The sequence below is a fragment of the Actinomycetota bacterium genome, from assembly GCA_035765775.1.
In the GTDB taxonomy this organism is placed as follows: domain Bacteria; phylum Actinomycetota; class CADDZG01; order JAHWKV01; family JAOPZY01; genus DASTWV01.
Genome location: DASTWV010000055.1, coordinates 89414 through 107652, shown reverse-complemented (window position 1 = coordinate 107652; position 18239 = coordinate 89414). Strand labels below are relative to the sequence as shown.

14 protein-coding genes, 2 pseudogenes and 1 riboswitch are annotated in these 18239 nt (G+C 73.3%); of the genes and pseudogenes, 15 read left to right on the top strand and 1 reads right to left on the bottom strand.

The features are described 5' to 3' along the window. Positions 1-119: 119 nt before the first annotated feature. From egtA to VFW71_12760, 5 genes are read left to right on the top strand one after another with little or no spacing between them, the layout of a single operon-like run. Positions 120-1520 carry an ergothioneine biosynthesis glutamate--cysteine ligase EgtA gene (gene egtA / locus VFW71_12780; protein ID HEU5003633.1) on the top strand — a complete coding sequence of 467 codons (1401 nt, stop codon included), beginning with the start codon at positions 120-122 and terminating at the stop codon, positions 1518-1520. Beyond that, positions 1508-2866, top strand: a complete 1359-nt coding sequence (gene egtB, locus VFW71_12775; GenBank protein HEU5003632.1) for an ergothioneine biosynthesis protein EgtB — start codon at positions 1508-1510, stop codon at positions 2864-2866. Before egtA ends, egtB begins: the two co-directional genes overlap by 13 nt. A 27-nt stretch (positions 2867-2893) precedes the next feature. Continuing rightward, positions 2894-3667: an ergothioneine biosynthesis protein EgtC gene (gene egtC / locus VFW71_12770; protein ID HEU5003631.1), complete on the top strand. Its 774-nt coding sequence runs from the start codon at positions 2894-2896 to the stop codon at positions 3665-3667. 59 nt (positions 3668-3726) lie between these two features. Continuing rightward, positions 3727-4665, top strand: coding sequence for an L-histidine N(alpha)-methyltransferase (egtD, locus tag VFW71_12765; GenBank protein ID HEU5003630.1), 939 nt, complete (start codon positions 3727-3729; stop codon positions 4663-4665). Between the two features lie 37 nt (positions 4666-4702). Next, complete coding sequence (locus tag VFW71_12760) at positions 4703-5242, top strand: SAM-dependent methyltransferase (GenBank protein ID HEU5003629.1); 540 nt, start codon at positions 4703-4705, stop codon at positions 5240-5242. On the opposite strand, the gene VFW71_12755 is transcribed toward VFW71_12760, so the two are convergent. Continuing rightward, on the bottom strand, positions 5229-7502 hold the full coding sequence (locus VFW71_12755) for an alkaline phosphatase family protein (protein HEU5003628.1): 2274 nt from the start codon (positions 7500-7502) through the stop codon (positions 5229-5231). The two genes, VFW71_12760 and VFW71_12755, sit on opposite strands and share 14 nt — an antisense overlap. 133 nt (positions 7503-7635) lie before the next feature. Between VFW71_12755 and VFW71_12750 the strand changes: the two genes are divergently transcribed. The 10 genes and pseudogenes from VFW71_12750 (at position 7636) to VFW71_12705 (ending at position 18228) form a co-directional block, all read left to right on the top strand. Beyond that, positions 7636-8631 carry a cobalamin biosynthesis protein gene (locus tag VFW71_12750; protein ID HEU5003627.1) on the top strand — a complete coding sequence of 332 codons (996 nt, stop codon included), beginning with the start codon at positions 7636-7638 and terminating at the stop codon, positions 8629-8631. Beyond that, positions 8628-10141: pseudogene (locus VFW71_12745) on the top strand (cobyric acid synthase). Before VFW71_12750 ends, VFW71_12745 begins: the two are co-directional and overlap by 4 nt. Beyond that, a pseudogene (locus tag VFW71_12740) lies at positions 10135-10617 on the top strand (bifunctional adenosylcobinamide kinase/adenosylcobinamide-phosphate guanylyltransferase). The pseudogenes VFW71_12745 and VFW71_12740 overlap by 7 nt, the downstream one beginning before the upstream one ends. A 99-nt stretch (positions 10618-10716) precedes the next feature. Next, a complete protein-coding gene (locus tag VFW71_12735; GenBank protein ID HEU5003626.1) occupies positions 10717-11769 on the top strand; it encodes an aminotransferase class I/II-fold pyridoxal phosphate-dependent enzyme in 1053 nt (350 codons plus the stop codon). Positions 11770-11787: 18 nt separating this feature from the next. Next, positions 11788-12468, top strand: a complete 681-nt coding sequence (locus VFW71_12730) for an adenosylcobinamide amidohydrolase (GenBank protein HEU5003625.1) — start codon at positions 11788-11790, stop codon at positions 12466-12468. Positions 12469-12512: 44 nt separating this feature from the next. Then, the gene (cobT, locus tag VFW71_12725) at positions 12513-13568 is read left to right on the top strand and encodes a nicotinate-nucleotide--dimethylbenzimidazole phosphoribosyltransferase (GenBank protein HEU5003624.1); all 1056 of its coding nucleotides are present in this window, start codon (positions 12513-12515) and stop codon (positions 13566-13568) included. Positions 13569-13622: 54 nt separating this feature from the next. Continuing rightward, positions 13623-14375 carry an adenosylcobinamide-GDP ribazoletransferase gene (locus VFW71_12720; GenBank protein ID HEU5003623.1) on the top strand — a complete coding sequence of 251 codons (753 nt, stop codon included), beginning with the start codon at positions 13623-13625 and terminating at the stop codon, positions 14373-14375. Positions 14376-14491: 116 nt separating this feature from the next. Further along, complete coding sequence (locus VFW71_12715) at positions 14492-15796, top strand: hypothetical protein (GenBank protein ID HEU5003622.1); 1305 nt, start codon at positions 14492-14494, stop codon at positions 15794-15796. A 110-nt stretch (positions 15797-15906) separates the two neighbouring features. Beyond that, positions 15907-16021: riboswitch (TPP riboswitch) on the top strand. An 11-nt stretch (positions 16022-16032) separates the two neighbouring features. Then, positions 16033-17757, top strand: coding sequence for a phosphomethylpyrimidine synthase ThiC (gene thiC / locus VFW71_12710; GenBank protein HEU5003621.1), 1725 nt, complete (start codon positions 16033-16035; stop codon positions 17755-17757). Positions 17758-17763: 6 nt separating this feature from the next. After that, positions 17764-18228 (top strand): DUF6194 family protein, encoded by a 465-nt coding sequence (locus tag VFW71_12705; protein HEU5003620.1) that lies wholly within the window; start codon positions 17764-17766, stop codon positions 18226-18228. Positions 18229-18239 lie beyond the last annotated feature (11 nt).

Sequence of the window (18239 nt, the reverse complement as noted above, 5' to 3'; positions counted from 1 at the left end):
GGTGAATCGACTCATCCGAGCGGTGCAAAGGACGCCGTAGGCTGCTCACAAGTGAGCGTTGCCCGGGGAGCTGCAGCAGAGCCCCCGGGTCGTTTCGGCCCTCGACCAGGCGAATATCCATGCCCTCACCCCAACCCAGCCTTCGGACCGACGACGCCGTCCGGTTCATCGAGCAGCAGTCCTTCCCCGCCGCCAGCTCGGCCCGCACTGCGGCAAATGCGGCCAACGGGGCCACCTCCGGGAGCCCTGTGCTCTGCGGCCTCGAGATCGAGTGGCTCACCACCCCGCTCGGCATGCCCGACGAGCACATCCCGGTCGACACCGCCCAGGCCCTTGGCGAGATCGCTGGCGAGCTGCCCGCCGGATCCAAGGTCACCCTCGAGCCCGGGGGCCAGATCGAGCTCAGCTCACCGCCCGGGACCCCCGATCAGGTCTGCCTCGCCATGGCTCAGGACACCGCCGCCGCCCGCCAGCGGCTGACCGGGGCCGGCATCGACATGCTCAGCCTCGGCCTGGACCCGGTCCGCCCCGAGCGCCGGATCCTGGAGGCTCCCCGCTACGTCGCCATGGAGCAGTTCTTCGACCGGGGCGGCCCCGACGGGCGCTCGATGATGTGCGCCAGCGCCTCGGTGCAGGTCAACCTCGACCTCGGCCCGCCCAAGGAGCACAAGCACCGCTGGCGCACCGCCAACCTCCTCGGTCCGGTGCTGGGCGCCGCCTTCGCCAACTCCCCCTTCCGCCACGGTGCCCCCAGCGGGTGGCGATCAAGCCGGGCGGCGGTGTGGCGGGGCCTCGACCTGTCCCGCACCTCCCCGGTGCCGCTCAACGACGAGCGCACCGAGAACGCCCCCAACGCCTGGGCCCGCTACGCCCTGAACGCCCAGGTGATGCTGGTCCGGGAGCCGAGCGGTGCCTTCCTGCCCGGTCTGGACCACCTGACGTTCGGGGCCTGGATGGCCCGGGGCCATGCGCTGGGGTTCCCCGACGAGGATGACCTGGGCTACCACCTCACCACGCTCTTCCCGCCGGTCCGTCCCCGGGGCTGGCTGGAGCTCCGTTTCATCGACGCCCTCCCCGAGCCCTGGTGGCGGGTGCCCCTGTTGGTCGCCGCCGCCCTGGTCTGCGACCCCGAGGCCTCCGACACCGCCCAGCGGGTGACCGCTCCGGCCGCCAACCTGTGGGTCGAGTCCGCCCGCCACGGCCTGGACCACCCGATCCTCAACCAGACCGCCCAGGAGTGCTTCAACGCCGCCCTGCAGGCCCTCCCGCGCATCGGGGCCGATGCCGCAGCCCAGGCCACGGTCGCGGCGTACACCGACCGCTATGTCGCGCACGGCCGCTGCCCGGCCGACGACCTCCTCGATGCCTGGGCGGACACCGGCAGCTGCTACGCCGGCGTCGACCCGCACCCACTAGCGCACCCACCTGCGCACGCAGGCCCACCGCAGGGCCCCCAGAACCAGAGCCAAACCGACCCCCGCCCCGCCCACGAATCCCGGGAGCGCGTATGGACGGCCTGACTGGAAAGCAAACGGGGAAGCCAATCCTCCACCCCAAGACCAATCCCAAGACCAATCCCAAGACCAAGGACGAGGTGGCCAGCGACCTCGAGGCCGTCCGCCGGCGCTCGCTCGACCTCCTCGAGCCCCTCCCCGACGAGCACCTTCTCCGCCAGCACTCGCCGATCATGTCGCCCCTGGTCTGGGACCTGGCCCACGTCGGCAACTTCGAGGAGCTCTGGCTGCTGGAGGCGGTCGCCGGGCTGCGGGCCGGACCGAGGGACCTAGACGACATCTACGACGCCTTCAAGCACCCCCGGGCCGACCGCCCCACGCTGCCGCTGCTGGGCCCGAAGGAGGCCCGCAGCTACATCGGCACCGTCCGGGGCAAGGTCCTGGACGTCCTGGACAGCGTCGACTTCGACGGCGAGCAGCGCCTGCTGACCGACGCCTACGTCTACGGCATGGTCATCCAGCACGAGCACCAGCACGACGAGACCATGCTGGCCACCCTCCAGCTCATGGCCGACCCCGGCTACCGCCCGGACTCCACGCCCCCGCCCCCGGGTGGCCCCACCGGCCCCGAGGAGGTCCTCGTCGCCGGCGGCCCGTTCTTGATGGGCACCGACACCGAGCCCTGGGCCTACGACAACGAGCGCCCGGCGCATACGATCGACCTTCCCCCCTTCCGCATCGACACCACGCCGGTGACCAACGCCCAGTACCAGCTCTTCGTCGAGCAGGGCGGCTACGACGACCCCCGCTGGTGGAGCGCGCCGGGCTGGGAGCACCGCCAGAAGGCCGGCCTCACCGCCCCCCAGTTCTGGCGCCGGGAGGGCGCCCACGAATGGTCCCGGGTGCGCCTCGGCTGGCCGGAGCCGCTGCCCGGCGACGAGCCCGTCTGCCACGTGTGCTGGTATGAGGCCGACGCCTTCGCCCGCTGGGCCGGCAAGCGCCTCCCCACCGAAGCGGAGTGGGAGAAGGCGGCATCGGCCGGAAACGACCACCGCAAGCGGCGGTACCCCTGGGGCGACGACGAGCCCACCGACGCCTACGCCAACCTCGGCCAGCGCCACTACGGGCCGGCCCCGGTGGGCGCCTACCCCAACGGCGTCAGCCCCTGGGGCTGCCACCAGATGGTGGGCGATGTCTGGGAGTGGACCGCCTCCGACTTCGAGGCCTACCCGGGCTTCGGCTGGTTCCCCTACCCGGAGTACTCCGATGTCTTCTTCTCCAAGGGCTACAAGGTACTGCGGGGCGGGTCGTGGGCGACGCATCCCGCAGCCATCCGCTCGACGTTCCGCAACTGGGACTTCCCCATCCGCCGCCAGATCTTCGCCGGCTTCCGCTGCGCGCGGGACGCCTGAGCCGCCCCGACCGGAACGGACTTCACGATGTGCCGTCTGCTCGCCTACCTCGGCCCCGACCGCAGCCTGGAGCACCTCCTGCTCACGCCGCCCCATTCCCTGCTGCGCCAGAGCTGGGCGCCCCGCTTCCAGACCCGGGGCACGGTGAATGCCGACGGCTTCGGCGTCGGGTGGTACGTGCCGGCGGTACGCCCCGAGCCGGTGCAGTACCGGCGGGCGATGCCGATCTGGTCCGACCGCTCCTTCGCCTCCCTGGCGGGCACCGTCCTGGCACCCGCGGTCCTCGCCTCGGTGCGTGACGCCACCCCCCCGTCGCCCAGCGAGGAGACCTCCACCGCCCCCTACCTGGCCGGCCGGTGGCTGTTCGCCCACAACGGCGAGGTGCGGGGCTTTGCTGCGGGCGGCAAGGTCGCCCTGCTGGCCGCGCTCTCGGTTGAACGGGCAGCCACCATCACGGGTACCGCCGATTCCGAGGTCCTGTTCGCCCTCGCCCTCGACCAGATCGACGCCGGCGCCCCCCCGGCCGCCGCCCTCGAGGCCGTCGTGCGCCGTATCCAGACCGCCAGCCCGGGCAGCCGCCTCAACATGGTGCTGACCGACGGCGAGCACCTGGGGGCGACCGCCTGCGGGGATTCGCTGTTCGTCCTGGAAACCGGTGCCCCGCACGGCGCCCAGCACAGCACCGTCATCGCCTCCGAGCCCTACGACGACGACCCCGCCTGGGTGCGGGTGGCGGACGGCAGCGTGGTGGCCGCCACCCGGGGCGAGCCCAGCCGCACCCGCCCGATGGTGGCCGCATGAACACGGCGGTCGGTGAGGCCCTCCCCGTCGTCGTCGAGGTCCACCTCGGCCCCGACGAGATGAACGACGCCCTGCGGGCCGACGCCCGCCGGGGCCTCACCGCCACGCCCAAGGTCCTCTCACCGCTGTGGTTCTACGACGAGGTGGGGTGCCAACTCTTCGACGAGATCACCCGCCTGGACGAGTACTACCCGACCCGCCGGGAGCGGGAGATCCTGGAGGCCCACGCCGCCGACATCGCCGCTGCCACCACCGCCGCCACATTGGTGGAGCTGGGCTCGGGCACGTCGGAGAAGACCCGCCTGCTGCTCGACGCCCTCGCCGAGGCCGGCTGCCTGCGCAGCTTCGTGCCCTTCGACTGCGCCGAGACCACCCTGCGGGCGGCCGCCGATGCGGTGGCCGATGAGTATCCCGGCACGATGGTGCAGGCCGTGGTGGGCGACTTCGCCCGCCATCTCCCGGTGCTGCCCCAGGTCCGGTCGGGGCCCGGGCGGCGCATGGTCGCCTTCCTCGGGTCCACCATCGGCAACCTGGACCCCGCCGGTCGGGCGGTCATGCTGGCGGAAATCGCCGGCGGCCTGCGCCCGGGCGACTCGCTGCTCCTCGGCTGCGACCTGGTCAAGGACATCGCCCGCCTGGAGGCGGCCTACAACGACGCCCGGGGCGTCACCGCCGCCTTCAACCTCAACGTGCTCTCGGCCCTCAACCGCCAGCTGGGGGCCGACTTCGACCCGGGCGGCTTCGAACACGTCGCCTTCTTCGAGACCACCCACGAGCGCATCGAGATGCGCCTGCGGTCCCTGCGCCGCCAGGAGGTCCGGGTGTCGGGGCTCGGCCTCGACCTGGTCTTCGGAGCCGGCGAGGACATGCGCACCGAGATCTCGACCAAGTTCCGCCCGGCAACCGTCCGGGCCGAGATGGCTGCCGCCGGTCTCGAGCTCCGCCACGTCTGGACCGACGCGGCGTCCGACTTCGGGCTGTTCCTGGCCTTCAAGTAACGCCGCCAGGTACGCCGCCCACCAGGCCCACAAGACGATGACCCCCAACCGGGCGGGCCCCGGTGCCCCGCCCTCGGCCTGGGTGCAACGCTGGACCGACCTCGTCCCCGAAGGAAGCCCGGTGCTCGACGTCGCCTGCGGCGCCGGCCGCCACACCCGCTGGTTCCTGGCCCATGGCCACCCGGTGACGGCGATCGACCGGGATCTCGGCGGTCTGGGAGACCTCACCGGCTCCGGGGGCCTGGAGATCGTCGAGGCGGACCTCGAGGCCGGCGCCCCCTTCCCCCCGGCACTGCTCCAAGGACGCCGCTTCGGCGGGGTCGTGGTCACCAACTACCTCCACCGGCCGCTGCTGGGCGACCTGGTCGCGGTCGTGGACCACAACGGTGTCCTGCTCTACGAGACGTTCTCCGAGCGCCACCCCGCCCTCGGCGGCCGGCCCAGCAACCCCGACTTCCTGCTGCGCACCGGCGAGCTCCTCGAGGTGGTGCGGGGTCGCCTGGACGTGGTGGCCTACGAGGACGTGATCGACGGCCCCTCGGCCGTCCAACGCATCGCCGCGATCAGGACCAGCTGACGGTCACCGGGACCGACGTCGCCTGCACGTTCAACCCCCTCGGATTGCAGATCTCGGCGACGAAGGTGTCCGTGGCCGCCCCCGGGCGGGACACGGTGGCGGTCATCGAGCTCCCCGCCGGCACGTGGTCCACCTCCAGGCCGGTCGTGGTGTCGAAGATCGACATGCCGTAGGGCGTCGGCCCCACGTCCTGGTTGGCGTTGGCGGTCAGCACCAGGCTCCCACCCGCCGGCACGTGGGTCTGCGACGCCGACAGCGAGATGGCGTAGCCGTTGCTGGTCACCGGGCCCGGCGACGGCGTCGGTGAGGGCGGCGCCGGTGAGGGCGAGGGCGGCGGCGCCCCGGCCCCGGTCCAGCTGACCAGGACCGGCGCCGACGTGGCCTGCGCGTTGGCCCCACCCGGGTTGCAGATCTCGGCGACGAAGGTGTCGGTGCCGGCGCTCTGGTCGGTCACCTGGATGCTGAGCGTGATGCCCGACGCCACGTGGGCCACCTCCTGGCCGGTCGTGGTGTCGAAGATCGACATGCCGTAGGGGGTCGGCCCCACGTCCTGGTTGGACGTGGCGGTCAGCACCACCGGGTTGCCGGCCGGCAGCTGGCTCTGCGATGCCGACAGGGCGATGCCGTACCCGTTGGTGCTGACCGGCGGTGGCCCCGGGTTGACCGGCGGCACCGTCGGGGAGCTGGACGGGACGGGCGACGGGGATGGGGTGGGAGATGGCGACGGCGCCGGTGAGGGCGACGGGGCCGGTCCACCGCCCCCCGATCCGAGGATCGGGGTGGACACCGCGGCGACGTTGCCCCCGCCCAGCGTGCAGATCTCGGCGACGAAGCGGTCCCCGGCCTGCCCCGGGTCGAGGGTGACCGACAGCGTGGAACCGGTGCCGACGTGGCCCAGCTCGCTGCCCGTGGTGGCGTCGAAGATCGACATCCCCTCAGGGGTGGGGGTCAAGTTGACGTCGGACACCGCGGTCAGCTGGCCGGGGCTCCCCCCCGACCCGCCCGACTTCGACAGCGTCACCCCGTAGGGCGATTGGGCGAAGGTGTAGGTGTAGGCCGCTGCCCGGGCCGGGGCGCTGGACACTCCGGCGTTGGCGACGGTGATCGCCGCCGTCCCGGCGACGAGCCCGGACGGCATGGGCGGGATCGCCGCCCGGATCGTCGTGCCGCCCGACTCGCTGGCCACGGACGCCACGGCGGAGCCGAAGCGGACGGTGCTGGCAGGGGTGAAGCCGCTGCCCGTGATCGTGAGGACGCCGCCCCCGCCCGAAGCCCCGGACACCGGGCTCACCGCGGTCACCACGGGTGCCGCGGCGAGGGGAGTGGGCGATGGCGAGGGCGCAGGCGTCGTCGGGACCGGCCCGGGCGACCCGGCGCCGAAGAAGTCGCTCATCGGCGAAGCGGCGGCGTCGTTGGCGGTCAGGGCCGGGAGGTTCCAGGCCGATTCGATGGTCTTCAGCAGCGAGTAGTGGGTGTAGGCCACCGCCGAGGTGAAGCCGCGCGGGACGCTGGGCCCGATCACCAGCGTCGCCACCTTGTTCGGCCCACCGGCGTCCTCGTCCTCGTCCCAGGTGATGACCAGGACCGAGTTCTGGGTCCTGAACGCCGGCGAGTTCAAGATGACGGGCACCGCGCCGGCCAGCCAGGCGTCGCCGGCACCGACCGGGCAGTCGTGCATGTCGTCGCACATATTGGGCGTGATGAAGCCGAAACTGGGCGTGCTGGCGGTGGATGCCAGGTCCGACGGGAGCTGGGCGTAGGGCACGATGTTGGCGCACGCGGCCGGGTTGGTGCGGATGTCGTTGAAGTACATGAGGGGGTCGTGCTTTTGCATGTACGGGTAGGAGTCGCCCACGTAGCAGGGCGAGGGCATCGATTCCTCGTAGGCCTTCCAGCTCCGTCCCGACGCCTGGATCTCGTCGGCGATGTTGGGGGCGGCGACATAGCACGTGGTGCAGTCGGAGTTGACCCCGAACGTGCTGCCGCCGGCGAGTGCGAGGTAGTTCGGCAGGCTGGGGTGGGCAACCGCGGCGTAGTTGGTCGCCAGGCCGTACTGGGCGATGAGGCTGTTGATGTACGGCGCCGCACCCGGGTTGCCGGCGATCGAGGTGTTGTTTCGGTTCTCCATCACGATCATGAAGATGTGGGCGAAGTTGGGCGTGCCCGCGGCCGCGGCGCCCCCGCCGGGGAGCACGGCGCCCAGAGCCAGGCACAAGACCGCGCTGAGCAGGACCCTGCCGATGGGGCGGGTGAGTGTCATGGCGAAGGGTGCTCCCTGATGACCAGCTGTGATTCCCCCAAAGCGGCCGGTTCTACGACCGCCTCAGGTCAATCGACCCATCGGCCCGGTAGCTGAAGGAATGAGCGGATTAAAATTCCCTCAGCCGGCCGCCGTGGCCACCGTTGCCGCCGTTGCCCTGGGCTGGTTGGCGGACCGGGCGCTCGGGGATCCCGCCCGCCACCACCCGGTTGCCGGCTTCGGGATGCTGGCCACCCGTACCGAGCGCCTGGTCTGGTGGCCGAGCCGCGGCCGGGGCACCCTCTACGCCGTCACCCTCGTGGCGGGCACCGGTATGGCCGCCGCCGGCCTCGGCCGGGTGCTCCGGCGTATCCCGGGCGGGAGCGTTGCCGCCGGCACGGTGGTCCTGTGGACCACGCTGGGGGGCCGGTCCCTGGAGCGGGTGGCGGGGGAGTTGGCCGGCGCCCTGGAAGCGGGCGACCTCGGCCGTGCCCGGGCCCTCCTCCCCTCGCTGGCCGGCCGGGACCCCACCCACCTCGACGCCGCCGGGCTGTGCCGCGCGGGCCTGGAATCGGTGGCCGAGAACACCGCCGACGCCGTCGTCGGCCCGCTGCTATGGGGGGCGGTGGCCGGCGCCCCGGGCGCGGCCATGTACCGCGCGGCCAACACGCTGGACGCCATGGTCGGCCACCGCAGCCCGCGCTACGAGCGCTTCGGCTGGGCGGCGGCGCGCCTGGACGACCTCCTGACCTGGCCAGCGGCCCGCCTGGGCGCACTTCTCATGGTGGCGCTGGCTGGCAGCGTCCACGGCGACCGGGCCCGCGCCTGGGCGGTACTGCGCCGGGACGGGGCCTCGCATCCCAGCCCCAACGCCGGGCGGATGGAGGCGGCCGCGGCTGGGGCACTCGGCGTCCGCCTGGGGGGGACCAACGTGTACGGTGAGCGGGTGGAGCACCGCCCCACCCTGGGCGACGGGCCGCCCCCAGGCCCCGCCGACCTCCGCCGGGCGATCCGCCTCTCCCGGGCCACCGGCTGGGCGGCGGCCGCGTTGTGCATGCTCCTCGCAGCCGCCCGGCGCCGGTCGGGCGAATCCCGTCACCGGAGGGTGCTCTGCCGTAGCCGGTGCTCACAGAAAGCCGACGGCCGGTGACTGGCGCACTCCTCGTGGCCGGGACCTCGTCGGATGCCGGCAAGAGCGTCCTCGTCGCCGGGCTCTGCCGCTGGCTGCACCGCCAGGGTGTGGCCGTGGCGCCGTTCAAGGCGCAGAACATGTCGCTGAACTCGGCGGTCACCGAGGGGGGCGAGGAGATCGGCCGGGCCCAGGCGATGCAGGCCGCCGCCGCCGGCATCGCGCCCGAGGCGGCCATGAACCCGGTCCTGCTGAAGCCGACCACCGACCGCGCCTCGCAGGTCATCGTCATGGGGCACCCTTCCGGCGGGCCCCTCGAGGCCGCCGCCTACCAGGAGCGCGCCGCCGCGCTGCGCCCGGTGGTACTGGAGGCGCTGGCGTCCCTGCGCCGCCGCTTCGCCGCTGTCATCTGCGAGGGGGCGGGCGGCGTCGCCGAGATCAACCTCCGGGAACGCGATCTCGCCAACCTCGGCATCGCCCGGGCCGCCGGCCTCCCGGTGGTGCTGGTGTCTGACATCGAGCGTGGCGGGGTCTTCGCCGCCCTGTTCGGCTCCCTCGCCCTGCTGGACCCCGAGGACCAGGCCCACATCCGGGGCTTCGTCATCAACCGGTTCCGGGGCGATCCTGCACTGCTGGAGCCCGGGGTCCGTGAGCTCGAGCGCCGCACCGGCCGGCCGGTCCTCGGCGTCCTGCCGTGGGTGTCCGGGCTGGAGGTCGACGCCGAGGATTCCCTGGCCCTCGGCCGCCTCCCGGCACCGATCCCACCGGTGGGCCGCGGCGAGTGGCTGTCCGTCGCCGTGGTGCGCCTCCCCCGGCTCAGCAACTTCACCGACGTCGATCCGCTGGCCGTCGAGCCCGGCGTGCACGTCCGCTTCACCGCAGCGCCCGCCGAGGTCGCCACAGCCGACTGGCAATCGTGCCGGGCACCAAGGCGACCGTCGCCGACCTGGTGTGGCTGCACCAGAACGGCCTGGCCGATGCCCTCAGGGAGCGGGCGGGGGCAGGCCGCCCGACGCTCGGCATCTGCGGCGGCTACCAGATGCTGGGCCGCAGCGTGACGGACGGGGTGGAGAGCACGGCAGGCCCGGTCCCCGGTCTGGGCCTCCTTCCGGTCGCCACCGAGTTCGCCCCAGCCAAGATCCTGGGTCGGCGCACCGGCCAGGCCCCAGGCTTCGGCGACGCCGAGGTCTCCGGGTACGAGATCCGCCATGGCCGCGTCCGGCGCGAGGGCGCCGAGCCCCTCTTCACCGGTGACGAGGGGTGCCACAGCGGGGTCATCGCCGGGACGTCCTGGCACGGCCTCTTCGAGGAGGACGGGTTCCGCCGCCGGTTCCTGTGCTGGGTGGCCGGCGCCGCGGGCCGGCGCTGGAGTCCAGGGGACCGCCCGTTCGCTGGCGTGCGCGAGGCCCGCCTCGACGTGCTGGGCGACCTCGTGGCCCGGCACCTCGACACCGCCGCCGTCATGGCGATGCTCACCGCGCCACTCGCTCCGCCACCCCCGCCGGTCGTGGCCCGCCTGCGCCCGTGCTGATCCTGGTGACCGGCGGCATCCGGTCGGGCAAGAGCGAGCACGCCGAGGCGCTGGCCACCGCCACGGGTGCACCCGTCAGGTATGTCGCCACGGGCGAGGCGTCGGATGCCGAGCTCGCCGAGCGCATCGCCCGCCACCGGGCCCGCCGCCCATCCGGGTGGCAGACGGTGGAGACTTCCGACCCCCGCACGGTGCTCGGCGACCCGGGTGCCACCGTGCTCATCGACAACCTGACCGGCTGGCTCTGCCACCTCATGGCCACCGAGGGCCTCTTCACCCCCGAGGACGTCGCCGCCTGGGGCCCGGAGGGCGAGGCCGGCCGGCGGCGGGTGCTCGACGCCATCGAGAACCTGGCCCGCAGGGCGGCCGAGCGGCCGGGTACCACCATCGTGGTCGCCGACGAAGCCGGGCTGGGCGGTGTCCCGCCGGGGGCCGGAGCCCGCCGCTTCCTGGACCTGGCGGGGGAGGCGGCACGGATCCTTGTCGGGGCCGCCGGCCAGGCCTGGCTGGTGGTTGCCGGCCAGCCCCTGGCGCTAAAACCGGGCCCGCCCCCGGCGCTCCGGCCGGGCCGGCCCCTGGCGATCACGGAGCCTGCGGTCGCACCCGACCCGGCGCTGCGCCAACACGGCGACACCGAGGCGCGCCCGGGGGACCTCGACTTCGCGGTCTCAGTGGTGCCCGGCCCGCTCCGGGCCGGCATCCAAGACACCCTGGCCGAGGTCCTGGCCGGGGCGCCGGTCGATCGCTACCCGGACGAGTCCGGGGCCATCGGGGCGCTCGCCCGCCGCCACCACCGCAGCCCGGACGAGGTCCTGGTACTCAACGGCGCCGCCGAGGGCTTCTGGCTCCTGGCCGGCGCGCTCCGCCCCCGCCAGGCCGTGTGCGTGCACCCGTCGTTCACCGAGCCCGAGGCGGCTCTCCGGGCCCACGGCGTCCGCGTGGAGCGGGCGTGGCGCCGCCCGCCCCGCTGGGTGCTCGGTCCTGCCGCCATCGACCCTGCGGCCGACCTCGTCGTCACCGGGAACCCCAACAACCCCACCGGGACGATGGATGGAGCCGCCAGCCTCGCCGGGTTGGCGAGCGCGGGCCGGATCCTGGTGGTGGACGAGGCATTCATGGACCTGGTGGACGGCCCGGATGCGTCGCTCACGACCCGATCCGACCTGCCCGGCCTGGTCGTGGTGCGCAGCCTCACCAAGGTGCTGGGGATCCCCGGCATCCGGGCGGGCTACCTGCTCGGCCCGGCATGGCTTGTCGCCGCCCTGAGGGAGCACCGCCCGCCTTGGAGCGTCGGCGCACCTGCCCTGGCGCTGCTCGAAGCCTACGGGCGGGGAAGTTTTGCCACGCAGGGCATTGCAGCCGCCGTGGCCGTCGAGCGCGCCGAGCTGACCGCCCAGCTCCGGGGTTTGCCCGGCGTCGAGGTTGGGGACTCGGCTGCCAACTTCCTCCTGCTTCGGGTTCCGGGCGGCGACGTGGTCTGGCGGGCACTCCGGGCTCGGCACATCGCGGTGCGCCGGGCGGTCTCCTTCCCGGGCCTGACGCCCGACCACCTGCGGGTCGCGGTCCGCACCCGGGAGGACAACCAGGCTCTGGTCGCGGCCCTGCGGGCCGCGCTCGCTCCATCGTGAGTGCGCCGGGCGTGCGCCGTGAGTGAGCCCCCCACCGTGACCCTGGCGGTCCGTGAGGCGGACGGTCTCCTCACCGCCGCCTGCCCCCAGGAACTCCGCTGCCTGTCGTCCTCGGTACTGGGCGGCGGCCTCGGCGCCGTCCGGACCTTCGCCAACCTGCAGGTGCCGCCCGGCTACGCCCGCCTCGATCCGGAGGCCCACCTCCGGGAGGCAACCGCCCACCTGCCCGGGCCCACCGTCGCCATGATGACCGCGGCGCCGGTCGCCCGGTTCCAGGATGTGGGCCACGGCACCGCCCGGGTCGTCGCCACCGTCGGCCTGGGCCACCCCACCGCGGCGGCCGGCGCCCGCCCCGCCGGGGACACCCCGGGCACGATCAACCTCTTCATCGTCGTGTCGGTCGCCCTGACCGATGCGGGGCTCGCCGGTGCCCTGCAGACCGCGGTGGAGGCCAAGGCCCAGGCCCTCGCCCATGCCCGGGTGCCCGCCCGGAACGCCGGCGGGTGGGCCACGGGGACCGCCTCCGACGCCCTGGCCGTGGCATGTCCAGTTGCCTCCAGGAGCAGCAAAGCCGTAGCGTTCGCGGGACCGGCTACCGCACAGGGGGCCGACCTCGCCCAGGCCGTGTTCCATGCGGTCCGGCTGGGGATACTCAGGGCGGCGACCGGGTTTGCAGGGGGCGGGTCAGGAGCACCCTGATCCATCCGACACCGCCGGACGGCTGTGCGAGGGAGGTGCGAGGGATGCCCGAATCGCAGGTGCACGTGCTGGCCCGCCGCGTGGTAGCTCCGGATGGCGTCGCTGCGGAAGCGGCCCGGGCCCGCCAGGATCAGCTGGTCAAGCCGCAGGGCAGCCTGGGCCGGGTCGAGGGCTTGGGTGTGCAGCTCAGCGCCATCGCCCACCTCAGCCCGCCCCCCGTGCCCCAGCGCCCGGCGGTGCTCATCGCCGCCGGCGATCACGGCGTGCTGGCGCACGGCGTCTCGCCCTGGCCCCCGGAGGTCACCGCGGCGATGATCGCCTCGTTCTGCGCCGGCACCGCTGCGGTCAATGCCATCGCCGATGTGGTGGGTGCCGCCGTCACCGTCTTGGATGTGGGTGTGGCCTCCGAGCTTCCCAACCACCCGCGCCTGCGTAGGGCCCGGGTCCGATCGGGCACCGACGACCTCCTCTACGGCCCCGCGATGTCCCGGGACGAGGCTGCCCGGGCGGTGCTCGCGGGTGCGGCGGCCGCCGATGAGCTGCTCTTCGCGGGCGCCGATCTGCTGGTCACCGGCGACATGGGCATCGGCAACACCACAGCAGCCGCATGCCTCATCGCCGCCTTCACCGGGGCGGACGCCGCCCAGGTCACCGGACGGGGGACAGGCATCGACGACGCCACCCTGGAGCTCAAGACCAAGGTGGTCCACGAGGCGCTCCAGCGCCACCAGCCCGACCTGGCCGACCCCATCGGTGTTCTGGCCGCCCTCGGGGGCCTGGAGCATGCCGCCCTGGTCGGCCTGATCCTCGCCGGCGCTGCCCACCGGGTGCCGATCGTCCTGGACGGCGTGAGCGCGGCGGCCGCCGCCCTGGCGGGTGCCGCCCTGGCCCCGCTCACCGTCGGTTACCTGATCGCCGGCCACCGGTCGGTCGAGCCGGGCGCCACGATTGCCTTGGCGCACCTGGCCCTGGAGCCGGTGATCGACCTGGGGCTGCGCCTGGGGGAGGGCACTGGCGGGCTGCTGGCGGTTCCGGTGGTGACCTCGGCGGCTGCCACCCTGAGCCGGATGGCAACGTTTGCCGAAGCCGGCATCGGCTAGCCCGCAGCACCCGAGCGACACCCCCGAGCGACGCCCCCGAGCACAGGACTACCGATGCTGGAAGCACTCGCCTTCCTCACGGTCATCCCCGTCGGGTCGCGGGCCCGCACGCCGTCGCGGACCACCCTCATCGCCTTCCCGCTGGTCGGGCTGCTGGTCGGGGCCATGTGGGCGGTGGTGGGGTGGGCCGGGCACGCCCTGTGGGGCAGCCTGCCCGCGGCTGCCCTGGTGCTGATCGCCGATGCCGGCCTGACCGGGGCGTTGCATCTGGATGCCGTGGCCGATGTCGCCGACGGCTGGGCTTCCCGCAAGCCCGCCGAGGAGGCCCTCGCCGTGATGCGGGATCCGGCGATCGGGGCGATCGGGGCCGGCATGCTCGGGGCGACCCTCCTGGTGCGCTGGTCCTTGCTGGCTGCCCTCATCGCCCGGGCCGCCCCCGCCGGTCACTGGTGGGTGCTGGCGGTGGCGCCGGTGATCGGGCGCTGCGCCATGGTCTGGACGCTGCAGTGGGCAGGGAACCGGCCCGCCGGGGATGCGCCCCGCCCCCCGTCCCTCACCGATGCCTGGGCCGGCGCCGGGTGGCGTATCGCCGCCGGGGTGGCGGGGCTGGGAGGTGTTGTTGCCCTCGAGGCGGGCGGAGTCCGCGGCGTCCTGGCGCTGGCTCTGGCCGGGGCGGCCGCCTGGGGCGCTGCCGCCTGGGCCCGGCGGCGCTTCGGCCGCGTGGTGGGCGATGTGGTCGGCGCCGCCGGGATGGCCGCAGAGGTGGTCGCCCTCGCCGTCCTCTCGGCGGGCTCGCACTTACACTAGATAGGCCGGTACCTGTGGGCGAGGATGCTCACCCTCCCGTCGTCCGTTAAGGTTGTGCCCGCTTTGCCTACCCGGGCGTTCGTGCCCCGGGATTCATCGACCCGGAGAGACATGCAGTGAGCCCAGAGGACAACGAGGCCGGTTCGACGCCGCCCGAGGCGCAGGACGCCACGCCCGACGAGATGGCCGGAGCCGGGTCATCCGACGCCCCGGAGGAGTCAGCCGACGAGACTGCCGAGGTATTCGTCGGCGAGCCGGACGACGGAGCCAGCGAGGCCTTCGAGGACACCGAAGAGGCCGCCGACGCCGACGAGACCGAGGCCGGGACCGCAGCAGGACCGGCAGCAGGGACTGTGGCAGGGGCCACCGCCCCCGCGCCGGGGACCACCGCCCGGCCTGCGGGCAGCGGCGCCCGGCCCGTCAGCCGCCCGGGCGCTCCCCGGCCCGGCCAGCCCCGAGGCGGCCGCCCCGTAGCCCGCACCGCCCAGGGCCGGGCCGTGCAGGCCGCCCGGGCCAGCGGCACCGAGCCCAAGACCCCGCCCGCGCCCAAGCCGACGCCATCCAAGACCCCCCGCCCGGCGGGCACAGCCGGGAACGGTCCCCCCCGGGCGTCGAAGCCGGCCGCCGCCGCAGCCGATGGCGACCCTGCCCGGCCCCGGGACGCCCGGGAACGCCGGGCGAAAGAGATCGAGCGCCGCAAGGCCGCCGCCGCTGCCGCCGCCCAGGCCAAGCGCAAGCGCCAGATCATTACGTTCGCCAGCAGCGGGATCGGCGCCGTGGCGCTCGTCGTCCTCATCGTGATCCTCGCCACCGGTGGGGGCGGGACCCCGGCCACCACCAAGGTCACCACCACCGACATCCCCACCTCGACGGTGCTCTCGTCGCCGCCGGCAACCTCCCCCGGCCCGGAGACCGTCCCCTTGCCTGTGGGCTCGGTGCTGGCCCCCATCAACGCCAATCTGACCGGCCAGAGCATGGACGGCATCACGTGCGGTGCCGAGTCGGTCGTCTACCACATCCACGTCCACCTCACGATCTTCGTCGACGGGGTGGCCAAGCAGGTGCCCTACGGCGTCGGGATCCCGAACCCGCAAACCTCAACGGCCAACGGGGCGCCCTTCGTCAACAACGGGCAGTGCTTCTACTGGCTGCACACCCACGCCGCCGACGGGATCATCCACGTCGAGTCCCCGGTTTCCAAGACGTTCTCGCTCGGCGACTTCTTCGACGAGTGGGGCCAGCCGCTCAGCATGACCCAGGTGGGCCCGGCGTCAGGCCCCGTGACCATCTATTACAACGGCAAGCTCTACACCGGCACCGACCCGCGGAGCATCCCGCTCGAGAAGCACGGCCAGATCCAGATCGAGGTGGGCACCCCGCTGGTCGCCCCGGTGACGGTTACCAGCTGGGCCAACCTCTAAGACCCACACCCGCCACGCTCGGAGTTTCTTGTGACGCTGAGCCACAGCATGTCGGCGTTCCCGCCGGCGGCGACGGCCCCCAGGGCGGAGCGCCGGGGAATGCGTCAGGATGGGGGGGCCGCGGGAGCCCGGGGAGCCGGGCTGAGAGGGCGCCGACCGAACCGGCGCCGACCGCTCGAACCTGCTCCAGGTAACACTGGCGAAGGGAGGACCTCGTGAAGTTCGAACTCGACGTCATGCTGCCCGAGGACACCGCGGACCGGGTGCCGCCCCATGCCCGCAAGGTCTACGTCACGGGCTCCCGCCCGGACCTCCAGGTCCCCATGAAGGAGATCCACCTTTCGCCCACCAGCCCCACCGAGCCCAACCCACCCGTGCGCCTGTACGACACCGGGGGGGCGTACACCGACGCCGACCGGACCACCGACATCCGCCTCGGCCTGCCCCCGCTGCGCCGGCCGTGGATCCTGGAGCGGGGCGACGTCGAGGCGTCCGAAGGCCGCTCCCTGGCGATCGGCATCCCGGGCTTTGATGGTCCCCGGCCCACGCCGCTGAAGGCCCGCCCCGGCGCCACGGTCACCCAGATGCACTACGCCCGGCGGGGCCTCGTCACGCCCGAGATGGAGTTCGTCGCCCTGCGGGAGGGCATGGAGCCGGACTTCATCCGCCGGGAGGTGGCCGAGGGCCGGGCGATCATCCCCGCCAATGTCAACCACCCGGAGAGCGAGCCGATGGCGATCGGGCGCCATGTGGGCGTCAAGATCAACGCCAACATCGGCAACTCCGCCGTGCTGTCGTCGATCGACGACGAGGTCGAGAAGCTCATCTGGTCGATCTCCTGGGGCGCCGACACCGTGATGGACCTCTCCACCGGTGCCGACATCCACGCCACCCGCGAGTGGATCGTGCGCAACTCGCCCGTGCCCATCGGCACTGTGCCCATCTACCAGGCCCTCGAGAAGGTGGGCGGGGAAGCCGCGGAGCTCACCTGGGAGCTGTACCGGGACACCATCGTCGAGCAGGCCGAGCAGGGGGTGGACTACTTCACCGTGCACGCCGGCGTCCGGCTGGCCTACGTCCCCCTGACCGCCCGGCGGGTCACCGGCATCGTCTCCCGGGGCGGGTCGATCCTGGCCGCCTGGTGCCTGGCCCACCACCGGGAGAACTTCCTGTACACCCACTTCGAGGAACTGTGCGAGATCCTCGCCGCCTACGACGTCGCCTTCTCGCTGGGCGACGGGCTGCGCCCGGGCTCGATCGCCGACGCCAACGACGAGGCCCAGTTCGCCGAGCTCCGCACCCTGGGCGAGCTGACCGAGGTCGCCTGGCGCCACGACGTCCAGGTGATGATCGAGGGCCCCGGCCACGTGCCGATGCACAAGATCAAGGAGAACGCGGACCTCGAGCGCGAGGTCTGCCACGACGCCCCCTTCTACACGCTCGGCCCGCTCACCACCGACATCGCCCCGGGCTACGACCACATCACCTCGGCCATCGGGGCCGCCATGATCGGCTGGTACGGCGCTTCGATGCTGTGCTACGTCACGCCCAAGGAGCACCTCGGCCTGCCCAACCGCCAGGACGTGAAGGACGGGGTGATCGCCTACAAGATCGCCGCCCACGCCGCCGACCTGGCCAAGGGCCACCCCCAGGCCCAGGCCTGGGACGACGCCTTGTCCAAGGCCCGCTTCGAGTTCCGCTGGGAGGACCAGTTCAACCTCTCGCTGGACCCGGAGTGCGCCCGGAGCTTCCACGACGAGTCGCTGCCCGCCCAGCCGGCCAAAAAGGCGCACTTCTGCTCGATGTGCGGGCCGAAGTTCTGCTCGATGCGCATCAGCCAGGACGTGCGGGACTACGCCGCCGCCCACGGGCTGGACGACGCCGCCGCGCTTCAGGCGGGCATGGCGGAGAAGGCCGAGGAGTTCGCCGCCGGCGGGGGCCAGATCTACGTCGAGCAGTGACCCTCGATGACCGAAGCTGAGATCCTCGCCTTCGTCGGGGGGCTGCCCGGCGTAGTGGTGCAGACCGCCCGGGAGGGCGATGGCTCGCCCGAGGCGGCCTGGGGCGACAGCTTCTTCTTCTTCGACCCGAGCGGCGCCCTGCCGGAGAACCAGCGGATGCCCTTCGCCACCATTGTCACCTCGGACTACCCGGGTTGGGACGAGTTTTCCGATCTCAACCGCCCGGGCGTCTTCCGGCTCAACATCTCGGTGGGCCGGGAGGCCTACGCCGAGCTCCTCGGCCACACCCCGGCCGAGCACGCCGCCCAGGTGGCCGACTACGACTTCACGGCAGCGGACCGCCTGATGCCCCACCCGGTGTACGGCGTGCAGTCCTGGGTGTCGATCGTGAACCCGGGCGAGGCCACCAGCGAGCAGGCCCGGACCCTGTTGGCCTCCGCCCATGCGGGGGCCGCGAGCCGCACAACGTAGACCCCTGGTTC

Excerpts from the sequence above, each read along its gene's own strand:
- VFW71_12755 (HEU5003628.1), bottom strand. The coding sequence starts at position 7,502 with ATGACACTCACCCGCCCCATCGGCAGGGTCCTGCTCAGCGCGGTCTTG.
- thiC (HEU5003621.1), top strand. The coding sequence starts at position 16,033 with ATGCTGCCCGAGGACACCGCGGACCGGGTGCCGCCCCATGCCCGCAAG.
- egtA (HEU5003633.1), top strand. The coding sequence starts at position 120 with ATGCCCTCACCCCAACCCAGCCTTCGGACCGACGACGCCGTCCGGTTC.
- cobT (HEU5003624.1), top strand. The coding sequence starts at position 12,513 with ATGCCCGAATCGCAGGTGCACGTGCTGGCCCGCCGCGTGGTAGCTCCG.
- egtB (HEU5003632.1), top strand. The coding sequence starts at position 1,508 with ATGGACGGCCTGACTGGAAAGCAAACGGGGAAGCCAATCCTCCACCCC.
- egtC (HEU5003631.1), top strand. The coding sequence starts at position 2,894 with ATGTGCCGTCTGCTCGCCTACCTCGGCCCCGACCGCAGCCTGGAGCAC.
- VFW71_12705 (HEU5003620.1), top strand. The coding sequence starts at position 17,764 with ATGACCGAAGCTGAGATCCTCGCCTTCGTCGGGGGGCTGCCCGGCGTA.
- VFW71_12720 (HEU5003623.1), top strand. The coding sequence starts at position 13,623 with ATGCTGGAAGCACTCGCCTTCCTCACGGTCATCCCCGTCGGGTCGCGG.
- egtD (HEU5003630.1), top strand. The coding sequence starts at position 3,727 with ATGAACGACGCCCTGCGGGCCGACGCCCGCCGGGGCCTCACCGCCACG.
- VFW71_12760 (HEU5003629.1), top strand. The coding sequence starts at position 4,703 with ATGACCCCCAACCGGGCGGGCCCCGGTGCCCCGCCCTCGGCCTGGGTG.